Origin of the sequence: Bradyrhizobium sp. ERR14, assembly GCF_014198235.1 — a bacterium.
In the GTDB taxonomy this organism is placed as follows: Bacteria; Pseudomonadota; Alphaproteobacteria; order Rhizobiales; family Xanthobacteraceae; genus Bradyrhizobium.
The window spans coordinates 20822-43705 of sequence record NZ_JACIHD010000014.1 but is presented as its reverse complement, the minus strand read 5'-3'; the positions used below and the strand labels follow the sequence as shown (position 1 = coordinate 43705).

The 22884-nt window shown below is 65.3% G+C and carries 24 protein-coding genes; 11 read left to right on the top strand and 13 right to left on the bottom strand.

The genetic code is table 11. From position 1 onward, the window contains the following. Position 1: 1 nt before the first annotated feature. Positions 2 to 1624 (top strand): exodeoxyribonuclease VII large subunit, encoded by a 1623-nt coding sequence (gene xseA, locus GGD62_RS29160; protein WP_183711600.1) that lies wholly within the window; start codon positions 2 to 4, stop codon positions 1622 to 1624. A 191-nt stretch (positions 1625 to 1815) separates the two neighbouring features. Here xseA and GGD62_RS29155 read toward each other — a convergent pair whose 3' ends face one another. Both GGD62_RS29155 and GGD62_RS29150 read right to left on the bottom strand, forming a co-directional pair. After that, a complete protein-coding gene (locus tag GGD62_RS29155; protein ID WP_018321928.1) occupies positions 1816 to 1959 on the bottom strand; it encodes a hypothetical protein in 144 nt (47 codons plus the stop codon). A 269-nt stretch (positions 1960 to 2228) separates the two neighbouring features. Further along, positions 2229 to 3053 carry a dienelactone hydrolase family protein gene (locus tag GGD62_RS29150; protein WP_183711598.1) on the bottom strand — a complete coding sequence of 275 codons (825 nt, stop codon included), beginning with the start codon at positions 3051 to 3053 and terminating at the stop codon, positions 2229 to 2231. 190 nt (positions 3054 to 3243) lie between these two features. Between GGD62_RS29150 and GGD62_RS29145 the strand changes: the two genes are divergently transcribed. Next, entirely contained in the window at positions 3244 to 3471 is a 228-nt protein-coding gene (locus tag GGD62_RS29145; RefSeq protein WP_018321926.1) for a DUF2093 domain-containing protein, read from the top strand. A 139-nt stretch (positions 3472 to 3610) separates the two neighbouring features. On the opposite strand, the gene GGD62_RS29140 is transcribed toward GGD62_RS29145, so the two are convergent. Further along, positions 3611 to 3919 carry a hypothetical protein gene (locus GGD62_RS29140; protein WP_026202638.1) on the bottom strand — a complete coding sequence of 103 codons (309 nt, stop codon included), beginning with the start codon at positions 3917 to 3919 and terminating at the stop codon, positions 3611 to 3613. Positions 3920 to 4426: 507 nt separating this feature from the next. Between GGD62_RS29140 and GGD62_RS29135 the strand changes: the two genes are divergently transcribed. After that, positions 4427 to 4624 carry a hypothetical protein gene (locus GGD62_RS29135; protein WP_183711596.1) on the top strand — a complete coding sequence of 66 codons (198 nt, stop codon included), beginning with the start codon at positions 4427 to 4429 and terminating at the stop codon, positions 4622 to 4624. Between the two features lie 372 nt (positions 4625 to 4996). Here the strand turns inward: GGD62_RS29135 and GGD62_RS41730 are convergent, their stop codons facing one another. The 7 genes from GGD62_RS41730 to GGD62_RS29100 are packed head-to-tail and all read right to left on the bottom strand — an operon-like array spanning position 4997 to position 11193. Continuing rightward, the gene (locus GGD62_RS41730) at positions 4997 to 5635 is read right to left on the bottom strand and encodes a GYD domain-containing protein (protein WP_312014306.1); all 639 of its coding nucleotides are present in this window, start codon (positions 5633 to 5635) and stop codon (positions 4997 to 4999) included. A 9-nt stretch (positions 5636 to 5644) separates the two neighbouring features. Then, on the bottom strand, positions 5645 to 6661 hold the full coding sequence (lpxK, locus tag GGD62_RS29125; RefSeq protein ID WP_183711594.1) for a tetraacyldisaccharide 4'-kinase: 1017 nt from the start codon (positions 6659 to 6661) through the stop codon (positions 5645 to 5647). Further along, positions 6654 to 7988, bottom strand: a complete 1335-nt coding sequence (locus GGD62_RS29120) for a 3-deoxy-D-manno-octulosonic acid transferase (RefSeq protein WP_018321921.1) — start codon at positions 7986 to 7988, stop codon at positions 6654 to 6656. The genes lpxK and GGD62_RS29120 overlap by 8 nt, the downstream gene beginning before the upstream one ends. Further along, complete coding sequence (locus tag GGD62_RS29115; protein WP_018321920.1) at positions 7951 to 8670, bottom strand: lysophospholipid acyltransferase family protein; 720 nt, start codon at positions 8668 to 8670, stop codon at positions 7951 to 7953. Before GGD62_RS29115 ends, GGD62_RS29120 begins: the two co-directional genes overlap by 38 nt. After that, a complete protein-coding gene (locus GGD62_RS29110) occupies positions 8667 to 8909 on the bottom strand; it encodes a DUF4170 domain-containing protein (protein WP_018648410.1) in 243 nt (80 codons plus the stop codon). Before GGD62_RS29110 ends, GGD62_RS29115 begins: the two co-directional genes overlap by 4 nt. Before the next feature lie 60 nt (positions 8910 to 8969). Beyond that, positions 8970 to 9788 carry a 3'(2'),5'-bisphosphate nucleotidase CysQ gene (locus tag GGD62_RS29105; protein ID WP_183261620.1) on the bottom strand — a complete coding sequence of 273 codons (819 nt, stop codon included), beginning with the start codon at positions 9786 to 9788 and terminating at the stop codon, positions 8970 to 8972. After that, positions 9775 to 11193 (bottom strand): TldD/PmbA family protein, encoded by a 1419-nt coding sequence (locus tag GGD62_RS29100; protein WP_177237061.1) that lies wholly within the window; start codon positions 11191 to 11193, stop codon positions 9775 to 9777. The genes GGD62_RS29105 and GGD62_RS29100 overlap by 14 nt, the downstream gene beginning before the upstream one ends. A 265-nt stretch (positions 11194 to 11458) precedes the next feature. On the opposite strand from GGD62_RS29100, the gene GGD62_RS29095 reads away from it, so the two are divergent. After that, a complete protein-coding gene (locus tag GGD62_RS29095; protein WP_183711593.1) occupies positions 11459 to 11977 on the top strand; it encodes a DUF6101 family protein in 519 nt (172 codons plus the stop codon). A gap of 112 nt (positions 11978 to 12089) precedes the next feature. On the opposite strand, the gene ubiA is transcribed toward GGD62_RS29095, so the two are convergent. Beyond that, entirely contained in the window at positions 12090 to 13043 is a 954-nt protein-coding gene (ubiA, locus tag GGD62_RS29090; protein ID WP_183711592.1) for a 4-hydroxybenzoate octaprenyltransferase, read from the bottom strand. A gap of 141 nt (positions 13044 to 13184) precedes the next feature. Continuing rightward, positions 13185 to 13847: a hypothetical protein gene (locus GGD62_RS29085; RefSeq protein WP_018321914.1), complete on the bottom strand. Its 663-nt coding sequence runs from the start codon at positions 13845 to 13847 to the stop codon at positions 13185 to 13187. 210 nt (positions 13848 to 14057) lie between these two features. Here GGD62_RS29085 and GGD62_RS29080 point away from each other — a divergent pair, with 210 nt between their 5' ends. The 6 genes from GGD62_RS29080 to GGD62_RS29055 all read left to right on the top strand — a co-directional run bounded on the left by GGD62_RS29080 (position 14058) and on the right by GGD62_RS29055 (position 20192). Next, the gene (locus GGD62_RS29080; RefSeq protein WP_183711591.1) at positions 14058 to 14813 is read left to right on the top strand and encodes a 16S rRNA (uracil(1498)-N(3))-methyltransferase; all 756 of its coding nucleotides are present in this window, start codon (positions 14058 to 14060) and stop codon (positions 14811 to 14813) included. A 328-nt stretch (positions 14814 to 15141) separates the two neighbouring features. Further along, positions 15142 to 16293 carry an ATP phosphoribosyltransferase regulatory subunit gene (locus GGD62_RS29075; RefSeq protein WP_183711590.1) on the top strand — a complete coding sequence of 384 codons (1152 nt, stop codon included), beginning with the start codon at positions 15142 to 15144 and terminating at the stop codon, positions 16291 to 16293. Positions 16294 to 16296: 3 nt separating this feature from the next. Continuing rightward, the gene (gene hisG / locus GGD62_RS29070) at positions 16297 to 17274 is read left to right on the top strand and encodes an ATP phosphoribosyltransferase (protein WP_018321910.1); all 978 of its coding nucleotides are present in this window, start codon (positions 16297 to 16299) and stop codon (positions 17272 to 17274) included. 98 nt (positions 17275 to 17372) lie between these two features. Next, positions 17373 to 18410, top strand: coding sequence for a glycosyltransferase family 2 protein (locus GGD62_RS29065; RefSeq protein ID WP_018321909.1), 1038 nt, complete (start codon positions 17373 to 17375; stop codon positions 18408 to 18410). Further along, positions 18407 to 19252: a ChbG/HpnK family deacetylase gene (locus GGD62_RS29060; protein WP_183236784.1), complete on the top strand. Its 846-nt coding sequence runs from the start codon at positions 18407 to 18409 to the stop codon at positions 19250 to 19252. Before GGD62_RS29065 ends, GGD62_RS29060 begins: the two co-directional genes overlap by 4 nt. Before the next feature lie 115 nt (positions 19253 to 19367). Continuing rightward, positions 19368 to 20192 carry a DUF2076 domain-containing protein gene (locus GGD62_RS29055; RefSeq protein WP_018321907.1) on the top strand — a complete coding sequence of 275 codons (825 nt, stop codon included), beginning with the start codon at positions 19368 to 19370 and terminating at the stop codon, positions 20190 to 20192. Positions 20193 to 20836: 644 nt separating this feature from the next. Here GGD62_RS29055 and GGD62_RS29050 read toward each other — a convergent pair. Further along, positions 20837 to 21646, bottom strand: coding sequence for a L,D-transpeptidase (locus tag GGD62_RS29050; protein WP_092255294.1), 810 nt, complete (start codon positions 21644 to 21646; stop codon positions 20837 to 20839). Positions 21647 to 21961: 315 nt separating this feature from the next. On the opposite strand from GGD62_RS29050, the gene GGD62_RS29045 reads away from it, so the two are divergent. Beyond that, positions 21962 to 22747, top strand: coding sequence for a protein phosphatase CheZ (locus GGD62_RS29045; RefSeq protein ID WP_026202637.1), 786 nt, complete (start codon positions 21962 to 21964; stop codon positions 22745 to 22747). Positions 22748 to 22884: the final 137 nt, after the last annotated feature.

The window sequence follows — 22884 nt, the reverse complement described above, 5'->3', positions numbered from 1 at the left end:
GATGCCGCCTGCGGAACAACTGAACAACGCGTTTGAATTCACCGTCTCCGAGCTCTCCCAATCCCTGAAGCGGACGGTGGAGGACACCTACGGCCATGTCCGGGTCCGCGGTGAGATCTCGGGGTTCCGCGGCGCCCACTCCTCCGGCCATTGCTATTTCGCACTCAAGGACGAGAGCGCCAAGATCGAGGCGGTGATCTGGAAGGGCGTGCACGGCCGGATGCGCTTCAAGCCCCAGGAAGGGCTCGAGGTCATCGCCACCGGCAAGCTCACGACCTATCCGGGCTCCTCGAAGTACCAGATCGTGATCGAGGCGCTGGAGCCGGCCGGCATCGGCGCGCTGATGGCGCTGATGGAGGAGCGCAAGAAGAAGCTCGCCGCGGAAGGGTTGTTCGACGAAGCGCGCAAGCAGCTGCTGCCGTGGTTGCCGGAGGTGATCGGCGTCGTGACATCACCGACCGGCGCGGTGATCCGCGACATCCTGCACCGGCTGGAGGACCGTTTTCCCCGCCGCGTGCTGGTGTGGCCGGTGAAAGTTCAGGGCGACGGCTCGGCCGAGCAGGTCGCGGCCGCCATCCGCGGCTTCAACGCACTGCCCGAGGGCGGCAAGATTCCGCGGCCCGACGTGCTGATCGTCGCGCGCGGTGGCGGCTCGCTGGAGGATCTCTGGTCGTTCAACGAGGAGATCGTGGTGCGGGCGGCAGCCGAGAGCATGATCCCGCTGATCTCGGCGGTGGGGCACGAGACCGACATCACGCTGATCGATTTCGTCGCCGACAAGCGCGCGCCGACGCCGACGGCGGCGGCCGAGATGGCGGTGCCGGTGCGCAGCGAATTGTTCGTCGAGGTCGCCGACCTCGGACGCCGCACCCGCGCCTATTGGCAGCGCGCCCAGGAAAGCCGTCGCAGCGAGCTGCGCGCCGCCGCCCGCGCGCTGCCGGCGGCGGGCGATCTGCTCGCCATTCCCAGGCAGCGGCTGGATTCGGCGGGCGCGTCCCTGCCCCGCTGCCTCAAGGCCAACACGCATGCGCATTTCCGCCGGTTTACCGCCGCAAGCTCAAAGCTGACGCTGCGGGTGCTGCACGGCCAGATCTCTCAGGCCGACCACCGCCTCACCGTGTGCGGCGAACGGCTTGGCCTGTCCGCGCGCTCGTTGCTGCGGCGTCGGCGCGACCGCTTTGCCGGGCTCGAGGTTCGCTTGCGTGCCTCAAAACTCTCCAATGCGCAGGCACAGCGCAACACGATCGCCCGCCAGCGCGAGCGCACGCAGCGCCTCAGCGAGCGCGCCGGCCGCGCGCTCGTCACGTTGCTGCAGCGGCTAGAGGCTCGCGTCGAGAACAGCGGCAAGCTGCTGTCCGCACTGTCCTACCGCAGCGTGCTCGCGCGCGGCTTCGCGCTGGTGCGGGACGAGGCGGGGCATCCCGTGCATGCGGCCGACAGCATCGGGCCGAATGCGCGGCTCGAGATCGAGTTTGCCGATGGGCGCGTGGGCGCAACCGCGGACGCGGATCGCCCGGCGCCAACGACGAAGCGCACGCCCGCGCAGCCAAAGTCGGCTGCGGCGGACACAAAGCCCGCGCCGAAGCGTGTGGCCAAGCCGGTGGATCAGGGCAGCTTGTTCTGAGGTGTGAGACGCCTCTGCGATCGCAGCACTCCCAATGCCAACCCGTCATCCTGAGGTGCGAGGTTTGCGATGCGGACGCATCGCAAGGTGAGCCTCGAAGGGTGTACGGCCGCGATGCAGCCGGGCCGCCGCCCTTCGAGGGCCGCTGAAGAAGCGGCCGCCTCAGGGTGACGGTGTTGGACTGATGTACTTCACCGGCACGACAATCCCGCGTCGATCGTGGTCCAGAAGCCGCAATGCTCCGGTGCGCGCTGTGGGGCGCCGGCGTGGGCTTCGTAGAGGAAGATCGCGACGGTGAAGACGGCCAGTGCGGAGGCGAAGAGGACGATACGCATGAGGACTGCGTTTAGTCGACATCGTGGTCGAACTAAGGCGCCCTCACGTGCTGAAACCGGCGCCGCGTGCGATCCGTAGATTCCGGGTCGGCCATCAAGTCCGTGCAGGGCGGTGGTCGATGCGGGGCTGTCCGCCTGAATTTGTTCCTCGGACGGCCCCGCTTTGGAAGACCCGTAGCCCGGATGGAGCGAAAGCGTAATCCGGGTTCGTGCCACGCGCTGCGCTGTCCCGGATTGCGCTGCGCTCCATCCGGGCTACGGGACTTCCTTTACCGCGCCAGCCACTGCGCGACGTCCTTTTGCGACTCCGCGCGCGCCTCGGCATCCGTGCCGAGATGGCCGCGCTCGGGCACGGCGGCATCGTTGCTGCCGCCAGCGGCGTGCAGCGGTGTGTTGGCGCGGTCGAAATCGTGATAGGCGTCGGGATAGACCACGATGCGTGCAAGCGCGCTGCGGCCATGCGCGCCCTCGACCATCTGGCGGCAGGCCGGCGGCGAGGAGACGTCGTCATTGGCGCCGATCAGCACCAGGGTCGGCACCCGCGTGCTCCAGCCGAGACCGGCGGAGATCCGGCAGTCCGGATAGAACGCGATCGCGGCGCGGAAATCCGGCCCCAGATCACGCGCCGCGCTCTGCGGCCGCACGGCCCACAGCAGCGCGCTCGCGCCGTTGGCCCAACCCATCAGGCTGACGCGATCGCGCGCCACCCAGGACTGCTTCATCAGCCAGGCGCGCGATGCTGCGACGTCGGTGACGCGCTCACGTCGCGCCTTGACGTGCATCTCCTTGACGCGGCATTGCGGCCCGAGCTCACGCGAGCCGTAGCTGTCGGGCAGCAGCACGGCATTGCCTGCCCTGAGCAAGCGCTCGGCCCAATCGCGGTAGCGCGGCAGCACGGAATCGGAATGGCTGCTGAGGCCGTCGCAACCGTGCAGCGCGATCACGGCCGGAAACGGCCCCGCCCCTTCAGGCTTGTAGAGCTGCGCATGCAGCACGCCGGACGCCAGCGGAATGTCGACCGGCTGCGGCGCCGGCGCGGCATGCGCGGCGGACATCAGCAGCGTCAGAAACAGGGCGGTCAGTCGAAGGCGCATCGGACTCTGCCACAGGAGATGCCGGAACCAGCGATCCTTCGCCCAAGCACTATCACGCGGAAACGGCGGCAAAACATCACAAACCGGTGGGTTTACCGGGCGGACAAGCCGCCCTATCTATGCTACATCCCGTCCAACACATCGCCCTCCAGGGTTTCCACGGAGCGGCCTTCCACGGAGACTTTCGACCGTGCTGAACAAGTTCGGCCCCTCGGGCCATGGCGAAGCGCAAGTGCAATATCTCGACGGCGACTTCCGCGTGATCTCGCCGGGGACCTTCGTGCGCTGTGCCATCACCGACACGCGGATTCCGCTCGACGAGCTGAAGTACTGGAGCGTGGATTTGCAGGAGGCCTACGCCACACCCGCCGCCGTGCTGCAGCGGCATTTCCCGGGCGCGCCGAAACCGCAGCAATGAGCTTTCCGCTCTCGTAACTCTCGTAGGGTGGGCAAAGCGAAGCGTGCCCACGTTGTTCGTCTTGATTGCGACGAGACCGTGGGCACGGCGCTTTGCGCCTTTGCCCACCCTACGAGACCGAACGCTTGGCGTCGTTCTGCTATTGCTGCTCGGGACCATCCGCACCCACACAAGTCTTGATCGCGCTCTTCCTGGCTTCGCCGACGACCTTCTGATCGATCGCCTGCTTCAGGCAATCGAGCCGCGCCTGCGCCATGCAGAGCTGCAGCTGGTCGCGCTTGTCCTGCCCTTTCAGGCTCGCGGTCGTCGCAAGGCACGTCACGCGCTTGGTCGCAGGAACCGGCACGGTGACGGTCGGGCTTGCTGTCGGCGCGGGAGTTTGCGCGAAGACGGGCGCAACGATCAGACACACAAGGCTGGCGGCAACGGTCGCAGACGGCAGTTTCATCGAATTCTCCTGATCGTCGGGAACCGATAGGCGTTTTGCGATGAATGTCGCCTGAATGGCAGGCTGCTGCGGGTTAGGCAAAGCGCAGCCGTGTGGCGTGGCACGAGCGGTGCAGCTTTTTTTCGCGTCATGGGATGGAGACGATGTTCGCATGCCCCTGAACCGCGAGTCTCACGGAGAAAAGATCTCCGTGGTGCCGATCCGCGTTGCATCGAAGAATACTTGCACTCCGTAGTTAGTCATTTCGCGTTGTGGTTGGATTCTTTGTTGCAATCCGGCGCCCTTAAGTTGTTTGACGAAGTCTTGTTGAAACAGAGAGCTGCTACAGTGTTCGTTAGGTAATTGGCCCTGTTCCTTTTATCGCACAGACAATCAAGTCAACCAAACAGCCATCGAGCTTTGGAATTGGCGCAGTCTGTGAACGGGCTCATATCGAAAGAGCCATCCGACGGGCTACGATCACCTCGAAAACTTGCGGTGGAATATCTGTAAATCGAGAGTCAAACGATGGGGGTGATCATGCCCACCATATTGGACTTGCTCTATCGTGAATATTGTCGCGCCCGTCTCGCTGAAATGCGCAAACAGCTTCTGATCGCAGCTGAACGCTCCGAAGCTCTCGAAGCGCTTCGTCATCCTGCGGATCAGGTTGACGACGAGAGGACGGACGCACATCGCAAGACCGTTCACGGCCTGCAGCATTGAAGTGGCCCGCGACCGGCGATCTCTCCCGCGTAGCAATTACCAAGCAATTGGCAACAGTTTGGGAGTGAGCAATGAATACACCCGAATGCTATACCGTCGCGGTAGCCTGCGTCTCGTGCCTGACCATTATTGGATTAATGGCCGTCGGGGCGTGGTGAGCACGACTGATTGCTGAATTGCGATACCGGTACGCGTGAAGACGACGCGCCAAGAACGGGAATCCAGAGCTCCGGTTCTGCTTCAATCAGAACCGAAGCTCTAAAGCATGATCCGGAAAAGTGCGCAGCGGTTTTCCGAAAAGATCATGCTTAAACAACAACCTAAAGCGCGATGACGATTCATCCTCATCGCATCGCGCTTCAGATCCTGATGTCAGCTTCCGGGCGGGGTATACGAAGAACGCAGCTTCGCCGCGTTCTGGCGGACCTGCTTGATCTCGTCCTGCGTGAACAACCTGGTCAGTTTCACATTCTGCAGGGTGCCTGCGGTGACGGTCAGGCCGGAAATGGCCGGCGCCGCACCCGGATCAGGCACATCGAAAATCACCAAAACGCCCGGGCCGTCGGCCGCAACGCTGTACATCGAAAGCAGCTTTCCGCCGGCCGCTTCGATGAGCTTTCGTGCCGCCTCCTGGCGATCGGTGGTGGGATTCTCCAAAATGGCATTGAGAGCGCGTGGGGTGTACTGTCCGGTGAGGCAAAAATGCATGGCATGTTCTCCTCTGGTTTTTGGCAATGATTTTCCCTGCCGTTCCGAACTGATCGTTACGGCCGCTGCATCTGAAGTGATGAAGGTACTGCCCGCCGTGGGCATAAACGCCGTCGATGATTTCCGGGAGGTCGGCACGTCCCGGTGACGGCTCTCATCGAAGGCTACATCAACTCCCGAACGTGCGGAAGAGAATTCATCAGCCGCGAGATGTCGCCCGATCAGTTGTCGAATACCGCATGGCGATGGATGAATTGTTTTTCCATCCTCCGCTCTTTGGCTGCGGCGGACTAGCTTACCCACCAAACGAGATCATCGCCTGCTGAACCGCCGCTCGCGCGCCTTGTAGAGATGATCGCTGATCAATTGCCGGAGCGCTGTCGGATCATCGAATTCGAGCTGCACAGCGAACGGCACGATGCTAGCAGGCAGGCCCTCGCGGCCGCGGAGGCGCGCGAGATCCTTTTCCGTCGTCACCAGCGTGTGCTGCTCGCGCTGCGCCTCCGCTGCGAGCGCTGCGATCTCGTCGTTTGAAAACATATGATGATCGGCGAAGGCGCGCGTGCGCGCGACCTCGATGCCACAGGCGCGCAAGCTGCGGAAGAATCGTTCGGGATCGCCAATGCCCGCGAACGCGAACACCGGCTTGCCCAACAGTCTTGCGACCGACCCGGCGTCCGGCCTCAGACGCGCGCGCAGCTCCGGCTTGTCGCGCTTGGCAAGCTCGGCCGCGACATCGTTGGCGGCACGGCCGTCGCCAATCAGCACCAGCGCATCGGTGCGCGCGAGCTGCGTCTTCAGCGGCGCGCGCAGCGGGCCGGCCGGAAACACCTTGCCATTGCCGAGGCCACGTTCGCTATCGATCACGATCAGCGAAGTGTCCTTGACCAGGCGCGGGTTCTGGAAACCGTCGTCCATCAGGATGACGGTGGCGCCTTGCGACTTCGCCAGCGCGATACCCTCGAGGCGATCCCGCGCGACCGCGACCGGGACGTCGCGCGACATCATCAAGGGCTCATCGCCGATGTCGGACGCGGTGTGGCGCGCGCGGTCGACCATGACCGGGCCCTGCAGACGTCCGCCATAGCCGCGACTGAGCACCACCGGGGTCTCGCCGAGCTCGCGCAGCAGCTTGGTCAGCGCCAACACGGTCGGTGTCTTGCCGGCGCCGCCGACATGATAATTGCCGACGCAGATCACGGGGATGCCGGCATCCACGCCCTTGCGCAGCATGCGCCGTTCGGTGATTGCGCCGTAGAGCGCTCCGAGCGGCCATAACACGTACGACTGGAGAGAACGTGGCCGGTACCAGAAGGCCGGCTCACGCATTGGCGGCTCCCATCTCGATCCGTAGCTGCAGCAGATACGGCTCGAGCGCGATCATGGTGCGATCGAGCGCGCCGCCGAGCTCCTCGACCACGCCGCTGCCCGCGCGCTGCATCTTGTCGCGCAAGGCGGGATCGGCCAGCAGCTGGCCGAGCTGCTTGACCAGCGCTTCCTGCGTGTCGGCCTGGCGCGCACCGCCGCTGCCGTCGAGCGCCTCATAGACATCGGCGAAGTTGAAGACGTGCGGGCCATGGACGATCGCGGCACCGAGCTTGATCGCCTCGATCGGGTTCTGCCCGCCATGGCGGATCAGCGATCCGCCCATGAACACGATCGGCGACAGCCGGTAGAACAGGCCGAGCTCGCCCATGGTGTCGGCGACATAGATGTCGGTGGTCGCGGTCGGCAGCTCCTCGCGCGAGCGCAATGCCGGCTTCAGGCCCGAGGCGGTGATCAAGCCAGCGATCGAGGAGCCGCGATCGGGATGGCGCGGCACGATCACGGTGAGGAGCTGCGGGAAGAAGCCGGCGAGGCCGCGATGCGCCGCGACCAGCATCTCGTCCTCGCCCGGGTGGGTCGAGGCCGCGACGATGATGGGGCGCCCGCGCGTCATCGCCATCAGCCGTTCGAGCTTGGCGGGATCGGCCGGCGGCGCCGGCACGTCGAGCTTGAGATTGCCTGTCGTGACGACGTCGCGGCCGCCGAGCGCGGAGAAACGCTCGGCATCGGTCTTCGACTGCGCCAGGCAAATGTCGAACCGCGACAGCAGCGCCGAGATGGTGCCGTGCATGCGGCGCCAGCGCGGGAAGGAGCGCGGCGACATCCGCCCGTTGATCAGCACCATCGGCACCCGGCGGCTAGCGCCCGCCAGGATCAGGTTCGGCCACAGATCGGATTCGATGAACAGCGCCAGCGACGGCTTCCAATGATCGAGGAAGCGCGCGACATAGCGCGGGGAATCATACGGCACGTATTGATGGATGACGTCGGGCGGAAACCGCTTTGCGACCACGGCGGCCGAGGTGACGGTGCCCGAGGTGAGCAGGATGCGCAGATTGAGATCGCGCAACCGCTCGACCAGCGCCGCAGCGGCCAGCACCTCGCCGACACTGGCGCCGTGGATCCAGACCAGCGGACCATGCGGCCGCACGTCCCTGGACAGGCCGCGCCGCTCGCCGACGCGCGCGGGATCCTCCTTGCCCTGCTTCAGCCGCCGCTTGATCAGCGCCGGCGCAAGCGGCACCAGGCCGGAGGCCAGCCGCTGATACATCCGCAGCGTCATCGGCAACGAATTAGGCATCTTCCGGTCCCGGGCGGCCGAGTTGCGCATAGGCGCGGCGGGTCGCCTCGTTCAACGTGTCTTCCAGCTCCTGCCGCAACGCTTCCATCATGGCGGCGTCGGCATCTGCGGGAACGTGGATCTCCTTGATGCCGACCAATGCGCCCCGCCCGAATGGCAAATTGATGGTGGTGCGGTCCCAGTTCTTGAGCCGGACGAAGCGGCTGGTCGCCATCGCGAAAGGCATGATCGGCCGCCCCGATTCCCGTGCCAGCATGATAATGCCTAGCCCGGCCACGCGCGAGCGCTTGGGGACATCGGCGGTCAGCGCGACATTACAACCGGTCTGGAGCGTGCGCACCATTTCCTTGAAGGCGCCGACCCCGCCCTTGCGGTGGAAGGCGCCGCCATGATCGCCGGAACCGCGGATGGTGCCGATGCCGAGCCGCTCGGCGGCGATCGCATTGAACTCGCCGTCGCGGTGGCGGGAGATCAGGACCTTGGCGCGATAGGAAGCCTTGTTCTGGTTCTTGATGAAGGGCGTGAGGAAATGCTGGCCGTGCCAGAACGCAAAGATCGCAGGGAGCTGCGGCTCAACCTGCGCATAGACGTCGGGCGGATCCAACGTGAATTTGTTGGTCCGCCAGACCAGACGCAGATATTCGGCCGCCAGGACCCCGACGGCACGCTGAACGAAGCTGCTTCGCAGCGTATTGCGAAGCAGTTTTTTCAACGCGCCGGTTCTTGATTCGGGTCGAGCAACCGGTGGAGGTGGACGATGAAATAGCGCATCTGCGCGTTGTCGACCGTGCTCTGCGCCTTGGCCCGCCAGGCGGCATGGGCGGTCGCGTAATTCGGATAGAGGCCGACGATCTCGACGTCGTCGAGATTCTTGAAGGTGTTGTGCTCGAGATCGACGAGTTCGCCGCCGATGACGAGGTGAAGCAGTTGTTGCGGGGCACTATCTGGCATGGGTTCTCTTTCTAGCGGACTGCCCGGCAGCAGTGGTCGACAAAGCACAGCGCACGCGCTTTAGGCCAAGGGGCGGTTTCGAAAATGCGCGACAATGCCCGCATGACGATCGCGTCCCGCTGCCACCAGCACCCCGTGCGCCACTTCCCGGCGGTTATAGAGGATGGGTTCTCCGGAGAGGTCGCTCATCCTACCATCGGCTTCCTGCACGATCAAATCGGCCGCCGCAAGGTCCCAATCATGGCTGTTGCCCCCCGCAAAAGCCGCATCCAGCGCGCCATGGGCGACCCGGCACAGGCGCAGCGCGAGCGAGCCGATTCGCGGATGCAGCTTGATCTCGCCGCCTGATCTGTTGAGCCGCTCGACCATCGGTTTCGGGCCTGCGATGCGGGAGAAGTCGAGCGCGGATCCGGGCGAAGCCTGCACGGCTGCGCCGTTGAGCGTGGTGCCCTGGCCGCGTGCGGCGAAGAAGAACTCGCCGCTCGTCGGCGCGAATACCGCGGCCAGCACCGGCGCGGCATCCTCGACCAGCGCGACGCTGACGCACCAATCGTCGTGGCCATTGAGGTAGTTGCGCGTGCCGTCGATGGGATCGACGATCCAGGTCAGCCGCCGCGACAGCCGCGCCGCATCGTCGGCGCTCTCCTCCGAGAGCCAGCCGTAATCCGGCGTCGCGCTGCGCAGGCGCGCTTCGAGCAGGTCGTTGACGGCAATGTCGGCTTCGGAGACCGGCGAGGATGTGCCCTTGGTCCACTTCTTCAGTTCGGTGCGAAACATCGACTGCGCCAGCGCACCCGCCTCGCGCACCGTGTCCTGCAGCAGCGCCGCATCGCGCGTCAGGATGGTTTCGCCCGGCGCGTTCGCCTCAACGTCCGCCAAGCGTCAATCCCTCGATGCGCACCGTCGGCGCATTGATGCCGTAGCGGAACTCGAGATTGTTCGCGGGCTGCATCGACTTGAAGATCTCGAACAGATGGCCGGCGATCGTCACCTCGCTGACGGGATAGGTGATCTCGCCGTTCTCGATCCAGAAGCCGGAGGCGCCGCGGCTGTAATCGCCGGTGACGCCGTTCACGCCGGAGCCGATCAGATCGGTGACGTAGAAGCCCTGCTTGATGTCGGCGATCAGCTCGGCCGGGCTCGGTGTGCCAGGCTCGAGATGCAAATTGTACGGCCCGGGCGAGGGCGAGGAGGAGACGCCGCGATGGGCATGGCCGGTGGTGGCAAGGCCGAGCTCGCGCGCAGTGGCGCAGTCGAGCAGCCAGGTCGTCAGCACGCCTTCGTCGATCAGCGCGATCTTCTTCACGGCGACGCCTTCTGCGTCGAAGGTCTGCGAGCGCAGGCCACGCTTGCGCAGGGGATCGTCGATGATGCGGATGTTCTTCGCAAACAGCTGCTGGCCGAGCTTGTCCTTGAGGAAGCTGGTCTTGCGCGCGATCGAGGCGCCGTTGATGGCGCCGACGACATGGCCGACCAGGGAGCCCGCAACGCGCGGATCGAACACGACGGGCACCTTGCAGGTCTCGACCTTGCGCGGATTGGAGCGCGCCACGGTGCGCTCGCCGGCGGAACGGCCGACGATCTCCGGCGACAACAGGTCCGCGCCATGCGGCGCCGAGGTGAAGTCGTAATCGCGCTCCATGCCGGTACCTTCGCCCGAGATGGCGGTGGCCGAGATGCCCTGGCTGGAGCGCAAATAGGAGCCGTGGAAGCCGGTCGAGGTGACCAGCACCATGCCGCCCATGCCCGCGGAGGCCGAGGCGCCGCCGGATTTGGTGACGCCCTTCACGGCGAGCGCGGCAGCTTCGGCCGCGAGTGCGCGGCGCTCGAGCTCGCTGGTGGCAGGCACATCGGGATCAAGCAGATCGAGATCGGGGAAGTCGCGCGCGAGCAGCGCGGGATCGGCGAGCCCGACATATTTGTCGTCGGGCGCAACGCGCGCCATCGCGACCGCGCGTTCGGCAAGCTTCGTCACGGCATCGCCGCTGACGTCATTGGTCGAAACCACCGCCTGGCGCTGGCCTACCAGTACCCGCAGGCCGACGTCGTCACCCTCGGAGCGCTCGGATTCCTCGACGCGTCCGTCGCGCACCTCGACGCCTTGCGAGACGCCGCGCACCGCGACCGCGTCGGCCGCATCCGCGCCGGCGCGCTTGGCCGCCTCCACCAGCCGCTGCGCCAGATCCGACAAAGCGGACTGGTCGAACAGGTCGCGGCTGGCCTTTGACCCCTTGGAGGAATCCTTGGACGAAAGCGTCGAGCTTGCGGATGGTGAAGAGTTCACGAACGAAATCCTGTTGGGGCGGGGGTTCGGGACCGGAACCCACAGATGTGCCCTGATCGCGCGGACTTCAAGCATTTTCAGCCCGCCAAAAGCTCAGATTCGCACCTTTGGCGCAACGTCTCGTCAATCATGCGCGCCAAGGTCTTGTCAATCATGAGCAGCAGTGACGGTGGGTTAACCAGCCTTTTTAAGCGGTTTCGGAAAGCGGCGCGCTAAGGTCCTCGCATCGACCGGGAACATAATCCCGGCGGGGAGAACTAAAGCCGTGAGGCGTCAAACAGCAACATGCGGGGTCGCTCCCGCCGGGTCGAGCCGCTCTCTGCGGCTCGACCCCCTTTCCCTTCCGGTCCGCTTCGATGCGCACGATCCGCGCGCCGACGGACATGTCAGGCAGATCGAGCTTCATCGCGAACGCGTCGTGCTGCGCCGTGCCGTTCGCGGCATGCAGATGGCGATCAACGTCCGCGTCAGCGACTTCACAGGCGTCGCACTGCGCGGCAATGACGAAGCGCAGGCCATCGTCCTGGTGCATCGCGATCCCTCGCTCTCCGTTCCGCTGCTCGTCGGCACCGACGGCGAGGAGCTCGTCGAGGCCTTGGCGATCTGGAGCGAGCTGTTCGCGCTTCCGCAGCTCGACGAAGGCGCGCGCAAGCCCGCGGCCCGCCGCCGCCGCGCCAATGCGATCCGCGCCCGCCGTCCGAAATTCCTGATGCGCCGCCGTGTTGCGATGGCGCGGGAGCTGTCGGTTCATCGCGAAGAACGCGAGATCATCGCGAGGAATTAAACGGCATTCACAGGTGCCGTAGGGTGGGCAAAGCGAAGCGTGCCCACCTTTTTGTCAATCATTGAGAGCTCGTGGGCACGGCGCAAGTGCGCCTTTGCCCACCCTACGGGAGCTACGCCCGCATCACCGCGTCGGCGAGCAATCCTGCAAACAGCAACAGACCCGCATCCCTGTTCGACTTGAACAAGCGCAGACACAGCTCGGGATCATCGATCCGCAAGCGCACGATCTGCGAGGCCAGGTGCGCGGCGAAGGCGATCAGCCCGAGCCAGGCCGGCCAGCGCGCATCGCCTGAGGCCAGCGCGACACCGATCAGCATCACAGCGAGCCCGTAGAACAGGATCAGCGCCTGGTGCGTGTGCGCACCGAACAGGCGCGCGGTGGACTTGATGCCGATCAGCGCGTCGTCGTCGGCGTCCTGATGCGCGTAGATCGTGTCATAGCCAATCACCCATGAAATCGCGCCGGCATAGAGCACCATCGCGGTGACGTCGATGCGGCCGAAGGTGACGGCAAATCCCATCAGGGCGCCCCAGGAAAAGGCAAGCCCGAGCACGATCTGCGGCCACCAGGTGATGCGCTTCATGAAGGGGTAGATCGCGACGATCAGGAGCGAGGCGATGCCGGTCGCAATCGCGAAGCGGTTGAATTGCAGCAACACGATAAGGCCGATCAGCGCCTGCACGACCATCCAAGCCAGCGCCTGCTTCGTGCTCACCTGCCCCGAGGGCAACGGCCGCGAGCGGGTGCGCTCGACCTTGTCGTCGAGGTCGCGGTCGGTGATGTCATTCCAGGTGCAGCCCGCTCCGCGCATCACGAAGGCGCCGATGAAGAACAGCACGATGGTGAGCGGCAGTCCGCTGAGGTCATGCGCCATGCCGCTCGCGAGCGCCGCCGACCACCAGCACGGCATCAACAGCAGCCAGGAGCCGATCGGACGATCGAAGCGGGACAATCGCAAATAGGGCCGCGCCCATGGCGGCGCCAGCGTATCAACCCAGTTGCCGGTGGAATCGGCAACGCGGGCGGATGTGCTAGTGTCCAGTTTTCGAAGTTCGTATTCCATCGCGGCGTATCCCGGTACGAACTTCGAAAACTACAAGGGCACTAGCAAGAAACTATAATTCACGTGCCGCTTATCGATTTGAAGTTCTCATGAGGGTCTCGCGGCAAACACCGTAGGAACTTCAAATCGGCGGCACGTGTATCATCGGGTCAGGACGTTGCCGTTGAGCGTGTCGAAGGTGCTGCCACCCTTCTTGCCGGCATTGGCCTCAGGCGCCGAGCCTGAACCGAGCACCTCGCTCAACGACGGGCCGGCCGGACCGCGCGGCTGGTTCTGCATCTGCTGCGCGACGTTGCAGACCTTCGTCGCCATGGCCTCGGTATTCTTGTGACCGTCCTTCATCTGCGCGCCGATCTGCGGCGGGATTCCGCATTTGGCGGCGTGGGACTCGATGTACTTGATCATCTTGGTCTCAGCCTGGCTGAAATTGCGGATCAGCTTGCAGGCTTCGTCCGGCGGCGCATGACGGTCGCTCGCGGCCTTGATCAGCTTGCCGCGCTTCTCGGCTTCCTCGCGCAGAGGAATGAAAGCCTTCATGCAGTCCTCGCCGGGGCCGCCCTGGGTCGGCGGGGCCGCGCTGAATGCGCCAGCGCCGCCGACGGGCGCGGCGCCATTCACGGGAAAGGACGATTGCGGTGCCGTGCCGACCGAAGCGGTCGGCGCCGAGCCGTTCACCGGGGGAAACGCGGAACTGGTGGCGGCCTGGTTCGGCAGCGGCGCCGGGAAGGCGCTTTGCGCATAGGCGCCCGCGGTGCTCAGGGTGACCATGGCGGCAGTGATCGGAACCATCAAATGACGGATCATCAGGATAGTCTCTCCGGCAGGAGCTACGGGGTTCAGCGTCTTCCCAATTGAAGCGCAACCAGCGTGTTCGCGTTTTTACGATTCCCGCCGGCGCTTAACAACCCGTTGAATAGGGCAATAGCGCGGCGCGGGGACGCACCGTTTCGGCAATATTTACCCCCGGAAAGGCTGCTTTCGGTTAAGAACGGCCCCAAATCGGACCCTTGAACGATGCCCTCCCACGATTTTCGCGCTCCCCGCCTGTTCGTCGACGCCCCCCTTGCCCAGGACGCCAGGATCCCGCTCGACCGCGACCAGAGCAATTATCTCGGCAATGTACTGCGGCTTGCCGCCGGGGCCGAGGTTTTGGCTTTCAACGGCCGCGACGGCGAGTGGCAGGCCGCCATCGAAGGTCGCAAGCGGCCGGACGGCCTCGTCATCCTGCAGCAGACCCGGCCCCAGGACGGGCTGCCTGACGTCGCCTACGTTTTCGCCCCGCTCAAGCATGCCCGGCTGGATTACATGGTCCAGAAGGCCATCGAGATGGGCGCCGCCGCGCTTCATCCGGTCCTGACCCGGTTCACCCAGGCCTCCCGGGTCAACACCGAGCGGATGCGCGCCAATGTCGTCGAGGCGGCCGAGCAATGCGGCATCCTGAGCATCGCCACGGTCGCCGAGCCGGTGCCGCTGGAGCGGTATCTCAGTCAGCGCCCCGCGGGCCGCCTGCTGATCTTCTGCGACGAGGCGGCGGAGGTGCAAAACCCGGTTCAAAGCCTGCAAAACGCCCGCGAGGCCGGACAGGGGATCGACGTGCTGATCGGCCCCGAAGGCGGCTTTGCCGAAGAGGAGCGCGCCCTGCTGCTGCGGCAGCCCAGGATCCTCCGGCTGGCGCTCGGCCCGCGGATCATGCGGGCCGATACCGCCGCCGTGGCCGCGCTGGCGCTGGTGCAGGCGGTGCTGGGCGACTGGGGTGGCAAGACGGCCTAGAGACAGGTGAGCGCGAACTTGAACCGGTCGTGCCGCGCCCTCAACCTCTCCCGCTTGCGGGGGAGGTCGGCGCGAAGCGCCGGGTGGGGGCTCTCTCCACTTGGCGATTTCTTGCGTAGACCTCAGACAATCCCGACGCGGACGCACCCCCACCCCGGGCCCTCCCCCGCAAGCGGGAGAGGGAGGGCAGCGGTTTCGCGGCGCATTGCCCGTCCATTAAGCGATTGATCCTTTGGAGGTCGAAACCGCGCATCGACCATGCTAAGGGCTGCGCAATTCGCTTGCCTCCCCTTGCCTGCCCGGTTCCACCGGGACGATGGACCCAGTTATGACCGCGACTGCCACCTCAAATGCTGCCGGCTCCGCCGCCTGGGCGGATACGCTGCTGTTGTCGTTCGCGCAGGCCGGTTACGTCAGGGCCGAGCCCGCCATCCTGCAACCGGCCGAGCCGTTCCTGGACCTCTCCGGCGAGGACATCCGCAAGAGCCTGTACCTGACGACGGACCTCACGGGCGAGGAGCTGTGCCTGCGCCCGGACCTGACCATTCCGGTGGCGCGCGACTACCTGAGCTCCGGTCGTGCCGGCCAGCCGGCCGGGTTCAGCTATCTCGGCCCGGTGTTCCGCTACCGCAGCGGCCAGGCCAGCGAATTCCTGCAGGCCGGCATCGAATCATTCGGCCGCCAGGACCGCGCCGCGGCCGACGCCGAGACGTTGGCGCTCGGGCTCGAAGCAACCGCGGCCTTCGGTGTCCGCGACGTCGAGATCCGCACCGGCGACGTGGCGCTGTTCAACGCGCTGCTCGATGCGCTCGACCTCTATCCGGTCTGGCGCCGCCGCCTGGTCAAGGACTTCAATCGCAAGATCAGCCTGGAAAAGGATCTGGAACGGCTGGCGGCCGCGACCACGGCGACCCGCAGCGAATATGAGGGCGTGCTCGCCGCCCTCGCCGGCTCCGACCGCAAGGCGGCGCTCGCCTTCGTCACCGATCTGATGTCGATCGCCGGCACCACCAATGTCGGGGGACGCACCACGGCCGAGATCGCCGATCGCTTCCTCGAGCAATCGACGCTGAAGGGCGGCGCGCTGCCGCGCGAGGCGATCACCGTGCTCAAGCGCTTCCTGACGATCGCAGGCAATCCCGACGATGCCATCGCCGAGCTGCGCGCGCTCACTACCGACGCCAAGCTCGACCTCACGGCTGCGATCGACCAGTTCGAGAGCCGGGTCGGCTTCATGGCGGCGCGCGGCATCGACGTGAAGCAGACGCGCTTCTCGACCGCGTTCGGGCGCGGGCTCGACTATTACACCGGCTTCGAATTCGAGCTGCACCACCGGGGCAACGGCGCCGAGCCGCTGGTTGCCGGCGGCCGCTATGACGGGCTGATGACCCAGCTGGGATCGCCTGAACCGATCCCTGCGGTCGGCTTCTCGGTCTGGGTGGACGCGCTGACGAAGATCGGCCGCAAGGTGGGAGCTTAAGTCATGAGCGCGCCATTCGTTCTGGCCGTTCCCTCCAAGGGTCGCCTTCAGGAAAACACCGAAGCCTTCTTCGCCCGTGCCGGCCTCAAGCTGTCGAAGGCCGGCGGCGCCCGCGACTATCGCGGCACGCTTGCAGGCCTCGACCATGTCGAGGTCGCCTATCTCTCGGCGAGCGAGATCGCCTCGCAACTGTCGCGCGGTCTTGCGCATCTCGGCGTCACCGGCGAAGACCTGGTGCGCGAGAACATCGCGGACGCCGACAAGCGCGTGTCGCTGATCGATGGGCTCGGCTTCGGCTATGCCGACGTCGTCGTCGCGGTGCCGCAGGCGTGGATCGACGTTCGCACCATGGCCGACCTCGACGACGTCACCACCGGCTTCCGCGAGCAGCATCACATGCGGATGCGGGTCGCGACCAAGTTCATCAACCTCACCCGCACCTTCTTCCAGAGCCACGGGATCACCGATTACCGCATCGTCGAAAGTAGCGGCGCGACCGAAGGCGCGCCGGCGGCCGGCAGCGCCGAGCTGATCGTCGACATCACCACCACGGGCGCGACGCTTGCCGCCAACGGCTTGCGGGTGCTCGACGACGGCGTGATCCTGCGCAGCCAGGCCAATCTGGTCGCCTCGAAAGAGGCCGACTGGACGCCGCAGGCGCGGGAGACCGCGCGCGTCATCCTCGATCACATCGCAGCAAGGGCGCGGGCCAACAAGTATCGCGAGGTCCGCACCCGCTTCCGGCAATGCGACGCCGCCCTGCTCGGCGAAGCCCACAGCCGGTACGGCGTCGAGGCCCCGTTCGGCGGGCCGACCTCGTCAGGCATGCTGACGCTGCACTGCCCACCGGGGCAGCTCTATGCGCTGGCAAGCTTCCTGCGCGAGCATGGCGCCGAAACCGTCTCGGTCGTTTCGCTCGACTACGTGTTCGACCGGGAGAACCCGCTGTTCGCCAAGCTCGAGGCGTTCCTGCGGCGGTGAGCCCGGGGACGTTCGGCTTTTCGTTCAGCTTTGCGACAGCAAATGGCGGCTACCATATGCTGTTGAGATGACTTTGAACGCCTCTGGAACCTTGATCGATGACGCTGGGCTCTGACGTTTCCGGCATGACGACGACCGCAGGCACCGCAGCCGCGAAGGGACTGTCGATCGTCGTCCCCGTTTACAACGAGGCGGCGGGCCTTGCCGCCCTGCACCAGCGCATCTGCGATCTCGCAAAGACCTTGCGGGAGCGCTATCGGCTGGCTTGCGAGGTCGTCTATGTCGACGACGGCAGCAAGGATGCGACGCTGGCGATCGCCCGCTCGCTGCCGGCCGACGCGATCGACGTCCAGGTGGTGTCGCTGTCGCGCAATTTCGGCAAGGAGGCGGCGCTGATGGCCGGCCTCGACCATGCCCGGCTCGGCGCCGTCATGTTCATGGACGGCGACGGCCAGCATCCGCCGGCGCTGATCGAACAGCTGGTGCGGCACTGGATCGATGACGGCTATGACGTCGTCTACACCGCCAAGGCGCATCGCGACAACGAGACCTTCCTGCGCCGGGTCGCCGTGCACGGCTTCTATGCGCTGATCAATTGGGGGGCCCGGCAGAAGATTCCCGAGGACGCCGGCGACTTCCGCCTGCTGTCACCGCGCGCGGTCACAGCGCTCAGGCAGCTGCCCGAGCGCAACCGGTTCTTCAAGGGCCTCGCCAGCTGGATCGGCTTCCGCCAGATCCGCGTCGACTACGAGCCTGCCGCACGCGCCCACGGCGTCACCACCTTCAACGCCGCAAGCCTGCTCGGCCTGTCGATCGAGGGCCTGACCTCGTTTTCGGTCGCCCCCCTGCGCTTTGCCAGCCTGCTCGGCGTCATTCTCGCCGGTGGCGCCTTCCTGTTCGGCCTTTCGATCCTCTGGGAGGTGTTCACGACCGGCAAGCAGGTGCCCGGCTATCCCTCGCTCGTGATCGGCCTGATGACGATCGGCGGCGTGCAGCTCATCATGATCGGCATCGTCGGCGAATATATCGGCAAGATCCTGTCCGAGCTGAAGGCGCGCCCGATCTACTTCGTCGCCGAGCATAGTGAAAAGCACTTCGAAGCCGACGATGCCGCGAAGAGGACGGCCGCCGAATGAGCGCGGCCGCGGGCCTGCGGCGGATCTGGCTTTGTGCCGACGATTACGGCATCAGCCCGGGCGTCAACCGCGCCATCCGCGACCTGATCGAACGCGGCCGTCTCAACGCCACCTCGGTGATGATGGTGGGGCCTGCGATCGCGCGCAGCGAGGTCGAGGCGCTCCAGGCCTCGGCGAAGACGAGTCCGCGCTGCGCGATCGGATTGCACGTGACGCTGTCGGCGCCGTTCCGCCCCCTCACCATGCATTTTCGTCCGCTCGACGGCGACATGTTCATGCCGTTTCCGAAGCTGCTGCGCGCGGGCATTTTGCGGCGGCTCGACCGCGAATTCGTCCGCAACGAGGTGAAGGCGCAGCTCGCCGCCTTTGCCGAAGCGTTCGGGTGCGCGCCTGACTTCGTCGACGGCCATCAGCATGTGCAGCTCTATCCGCAGGTGCGCGACGGCTTCGTCGATGCGGTCAGCGAAGGCGCGCCGAACGCCTGGGTGCGCCAGGGCGGCCGCGACCTGCCGCTCAGGCAGCGGCTGGCCTCACCCAAGGCCATCGTGCTCGACATCCTCAGCGCCCAATTCCGCCGCCGTGCCGGCAGCGCCGGCCTCAGCTTCAACCCGGGCTTTGCCGGCGCCTATGACTTCACGCGGGCGGCCGATTTTGGCGAGCTGATGCGGCAATTCCTGGAAGGCTTGCCGGATGGCGGCCTCGTGATGTGCCATCCCGGCTTCGTCGACGATGTCCTCGCCGGCCTCGATCCGATGACGGATGTCCGCGAACGCGAGCACGCCTATCTGGCCGGCGACGCCTTTGCGCGTCTGCTGGCGGACAGCCGCGCCACGCTGGGTTGACAGCAAGCCGCGGGGCAGCTTGTCGCATACCGAAATTTAATCCGGCCGGCACTGTTGGGGCCACAATGGAACCCTACATCTGCTTCGCGCTTGTTTTGCGCGAGGGAGACTGATCATGACGCCGCAGGAACGCCAGCTCGTCGACGACCTTTTCGACCGGCTTTCGAAACTGGAAAACGCACCGCGCGATCCCGACGCGATCGCCGCGATCTCGGACGGGCTGCGCAAGGCGCCCGGCGCGATCTATGCGCTGGTGCAGACCACGCTGCTGCAGGACGAAGCGCTGAAGCGCGCCCATAACCGCATCCAGGAGCTGGAAGCGGCCCATGGGCCCGAGCAGGCGCAGTCCGGCGGCTTCCTCGACACCATGCGCGATACCTTGTTCGGCGGAGGCCCCTCGCGCGGCTCGGTTCCGAACGTGCCGCCGCGTGACGCGCGGCCGGTCTGGAACAGCGGCGGAGCGATGCAGCAGACGCAACCGGGCTACGGTCAGCCCCCTTACGGCCAAGGTCCAGGTCAGGGCCCGGGCCAGGGTTATGGCGCACCGCCGATGGGCGGTGGCGGCGGCTCGTTCCTCGGCACCGCGGCGGCAGCTGCCGCCGGCGTCGTCGGTGGCTCGCTGCTGCTCTCGAGCATCCGCGGCATGATGGGCGGATCGCATCAGCAGGCCTTTGGCGACACCAATGCCCTCGGCGACCGCGGCGCTGGTGGAAGTCCTTGGGGCGGCAGCGATCAGTCCGGCGGCTCGCTCGCGCGCGATGCCGGCCTGAACGACATCGGCTCGAACCGCGAGTCTCGCCAGAGCTTCTCCGACCAGGCGAACAACGATCGCAACGACAACGACCAGAACTACGGCGACAACAACGACGACGGCAATATGGACGTGGCCGACGACAGCGACTTCGGCGGCGACGACGACGGCGGCAGCGATTACGCGTGAGCAATTCGCCCCGAAGATGCGAACGGCCGCCTCTCGGCGGCCGTTTTCTTTAGAGCGTGCCCCGAGCGCCTTTTGTGCGACGGCAAGCAGCCGGGACGTTCGATATAGTATGACTAATGTGCAGCGTCATTGGACTGGCTGAACGTTACCCGACGCGCCTGAATTCACCATGACAAATCAAATCGGCATCTGACACGCGCAGCCGTAGACTCCCGGATTTCCAAATGCGGACATGGGTGTTCAACTGGAAGAACACGTTGCTCATGCCACACACCGATGTGGTTGCCTCTCTTGGTTATAGTCGGGGTTTTAAAAAATGAGTCCACTTCAGCAGCGCATCGCCACCCTGACCAACGTGACAACTCATCTCATCACCGAGTTGTCGGAGTTGGAGGGACTGCACGAGCTCGTCAAGAAGGCCGAGCTGTCGGCGCGGCGATTGAAGCGCTCCGCTCGCGCATCGCTTTCCCATTCATCAACTCGTCGTCGCTGCTCTGTTGCCCCTCGTCTGGCTTCGACGGGGCATCGTCGGCCAGCCTAGACCTTAGCCGGAGGACGTACGCCGGCGGCACGCAACGCCTTCGATGCCGCGCGTCGCGAGCCGGCGCGACACGCGGAGTTGACGGCTCGCAGCGAGCGCCGGGCTACATCACCACGACCTTGGTGCCGACATTGACGCGGCCGTAGAGGTCGATGACATCTTCGTTGCGCATGCGGATGCAGCCGGAGGAGACGTTGGTGCCGATGGTCCAGGGCTCGTTGGAGCCGTGGATGCGATACAGCGTCGAGCCCAGATACATCGCACGGGCGCCGAGCGGGTTCTCCGGACCACCTTCCATGTGCCGGGGCAGATCGGGGCGGCGGGCGAGCATTTCGGCCGGCGGCGTCCAGTCCGGCCATTCGCGCTTGGCCGTGATCGCCTTCACGCCGGACCAGGTGAAGCCGGGACGCCCGACGCCAATGCCGTAGCGCATCGCCCTGCCGTTGCCCTCGACGAGATAGAGGAACTTGTTCGGGGTATCGACCACGATGGTACCGGGACTTTCCTTGCCGCTATAGTCAACAGATTGCTTCTCGAACCTCGGATCGAACGGCCGCTGCCGCGGGTCGACCGTCTCCTGCTGAACCGCGCCTTGCTGATATCCACCCTGCTGCGGCTCGCCCATCGGCGGCAGGCGGCGCTGGTCGTAATAGCCGGGCTGCTGTTGATAGACCGGTCGCTCGGGCGCGTAGGCCGGACCGCGGCCGGGACCGTCGCCGAACAGGAACTCGATGAAGCCGCCGCCCATGTTCGCATTGGAGGCGACGCGCACCGGCGCCGGCGGCACCTGCGGCTGGTAGAGCACCGCGGGCGGATCGTTCGGCACCGAATTGTCGAAGGCGCTGGCACTGTTTGCGCCGGCAATGAAGGTGCAAGCGCTGCCGAGCAGCGCGACAGACATTTTCTTGAACATCGACGTACTCTGTACTGTTTCGTCTAGATCACATGCGCCGTGGAGAGCTGATGGCTTTCCGCGCCCCTCGACGTGGTCAATAAAAGGCAAAAGCCGTTTTGTTTGGTAAACAGAAACGGCGTTTGGATTCACCACGTCGTCAGCAGCGGGGCAATTTGGCGATCAGCGTTTATTTTCGATGAACGCCGCGCGCGCATGGTTAATCGCTTCTTTGCGCGCCGTCGCGCGCAGCCGCACAACAGTTCCTGCCGTGAACTTCGTGTTAAATCGCTTCTGCCTACAAAGACGCGTGAGTGAGGTGGGGGGAGTATCCTGATGGCTGTTCACCGCAAACGTTTTCGCGTCGAGGATATCGCTGGTGGCGAGATGCCGATTTTGGACGTAACCGAAGAGGCAATCCCGATGCATAGCGAGATCATGGCCGAGCTACGTGCGATCCGTGCACAGATGGCGAAAGGCGCTGCGCCCTTGCCCTTGTCCGGCAGCGCAGCCATGGCGGCGATCGACGCCTCCACCGCCCACGAGCTCTCCGAGGCTCGTACCATGCTCGAAACCTATCGGGCCCAGATCGAGCAGTGCGAAAAGCTGAAGGTCGAGCTCGACCTCATCCATGACGCCATCGACCGCACCAAGCGCGAAATCGCGACGCTGCACGGCAAGAGCTTTGACGGCGGCGAAATGGCCAAGGTCAATGGCGAGCTCGGCGCGGTGGTCGGCGGCACCGAGCAGGCGACCCAGCAGATCCTCGAAGCCGCGGAATCGATCGACCAGGCCGCCAGCGCAATGTCCAAGGTGGACTCGATCGACCAGCAGAAGCGGCTCGCCGACGACATCCAGGAACGCGTCATCTCGATCTTCGAGGCCTGCAACTTCCAGGACCTGACCGGCCAGCGCATCAGCAAGGTCATGACCACGATGAAGTTCATCGAGCAGCACATCAATGCGATGATGGAGATCTGGGGCGGCGTCGACGCCATCAAGTCCCACGTCGTGCCGCCGGTCGACAATCGCAGCGAGGACGACAAGCTTCTCAACGGCCCCAAGCTCGCCGGCGACGTCGGCCACGCCTCGCAGGACGACATCGACGCGCTGTTCGACTGAGCGGACGCCAGATAGAGAAAAACAAAACGCCGGCCTTTGGCCGGCGTTTTTGCTTTTTGGGACCATCCTCTCCGCTGTCATCGTCCGGCTTGACCGGACGATCCAGTATTCCAGAGGCAGCAGTGATTGAACCGAGA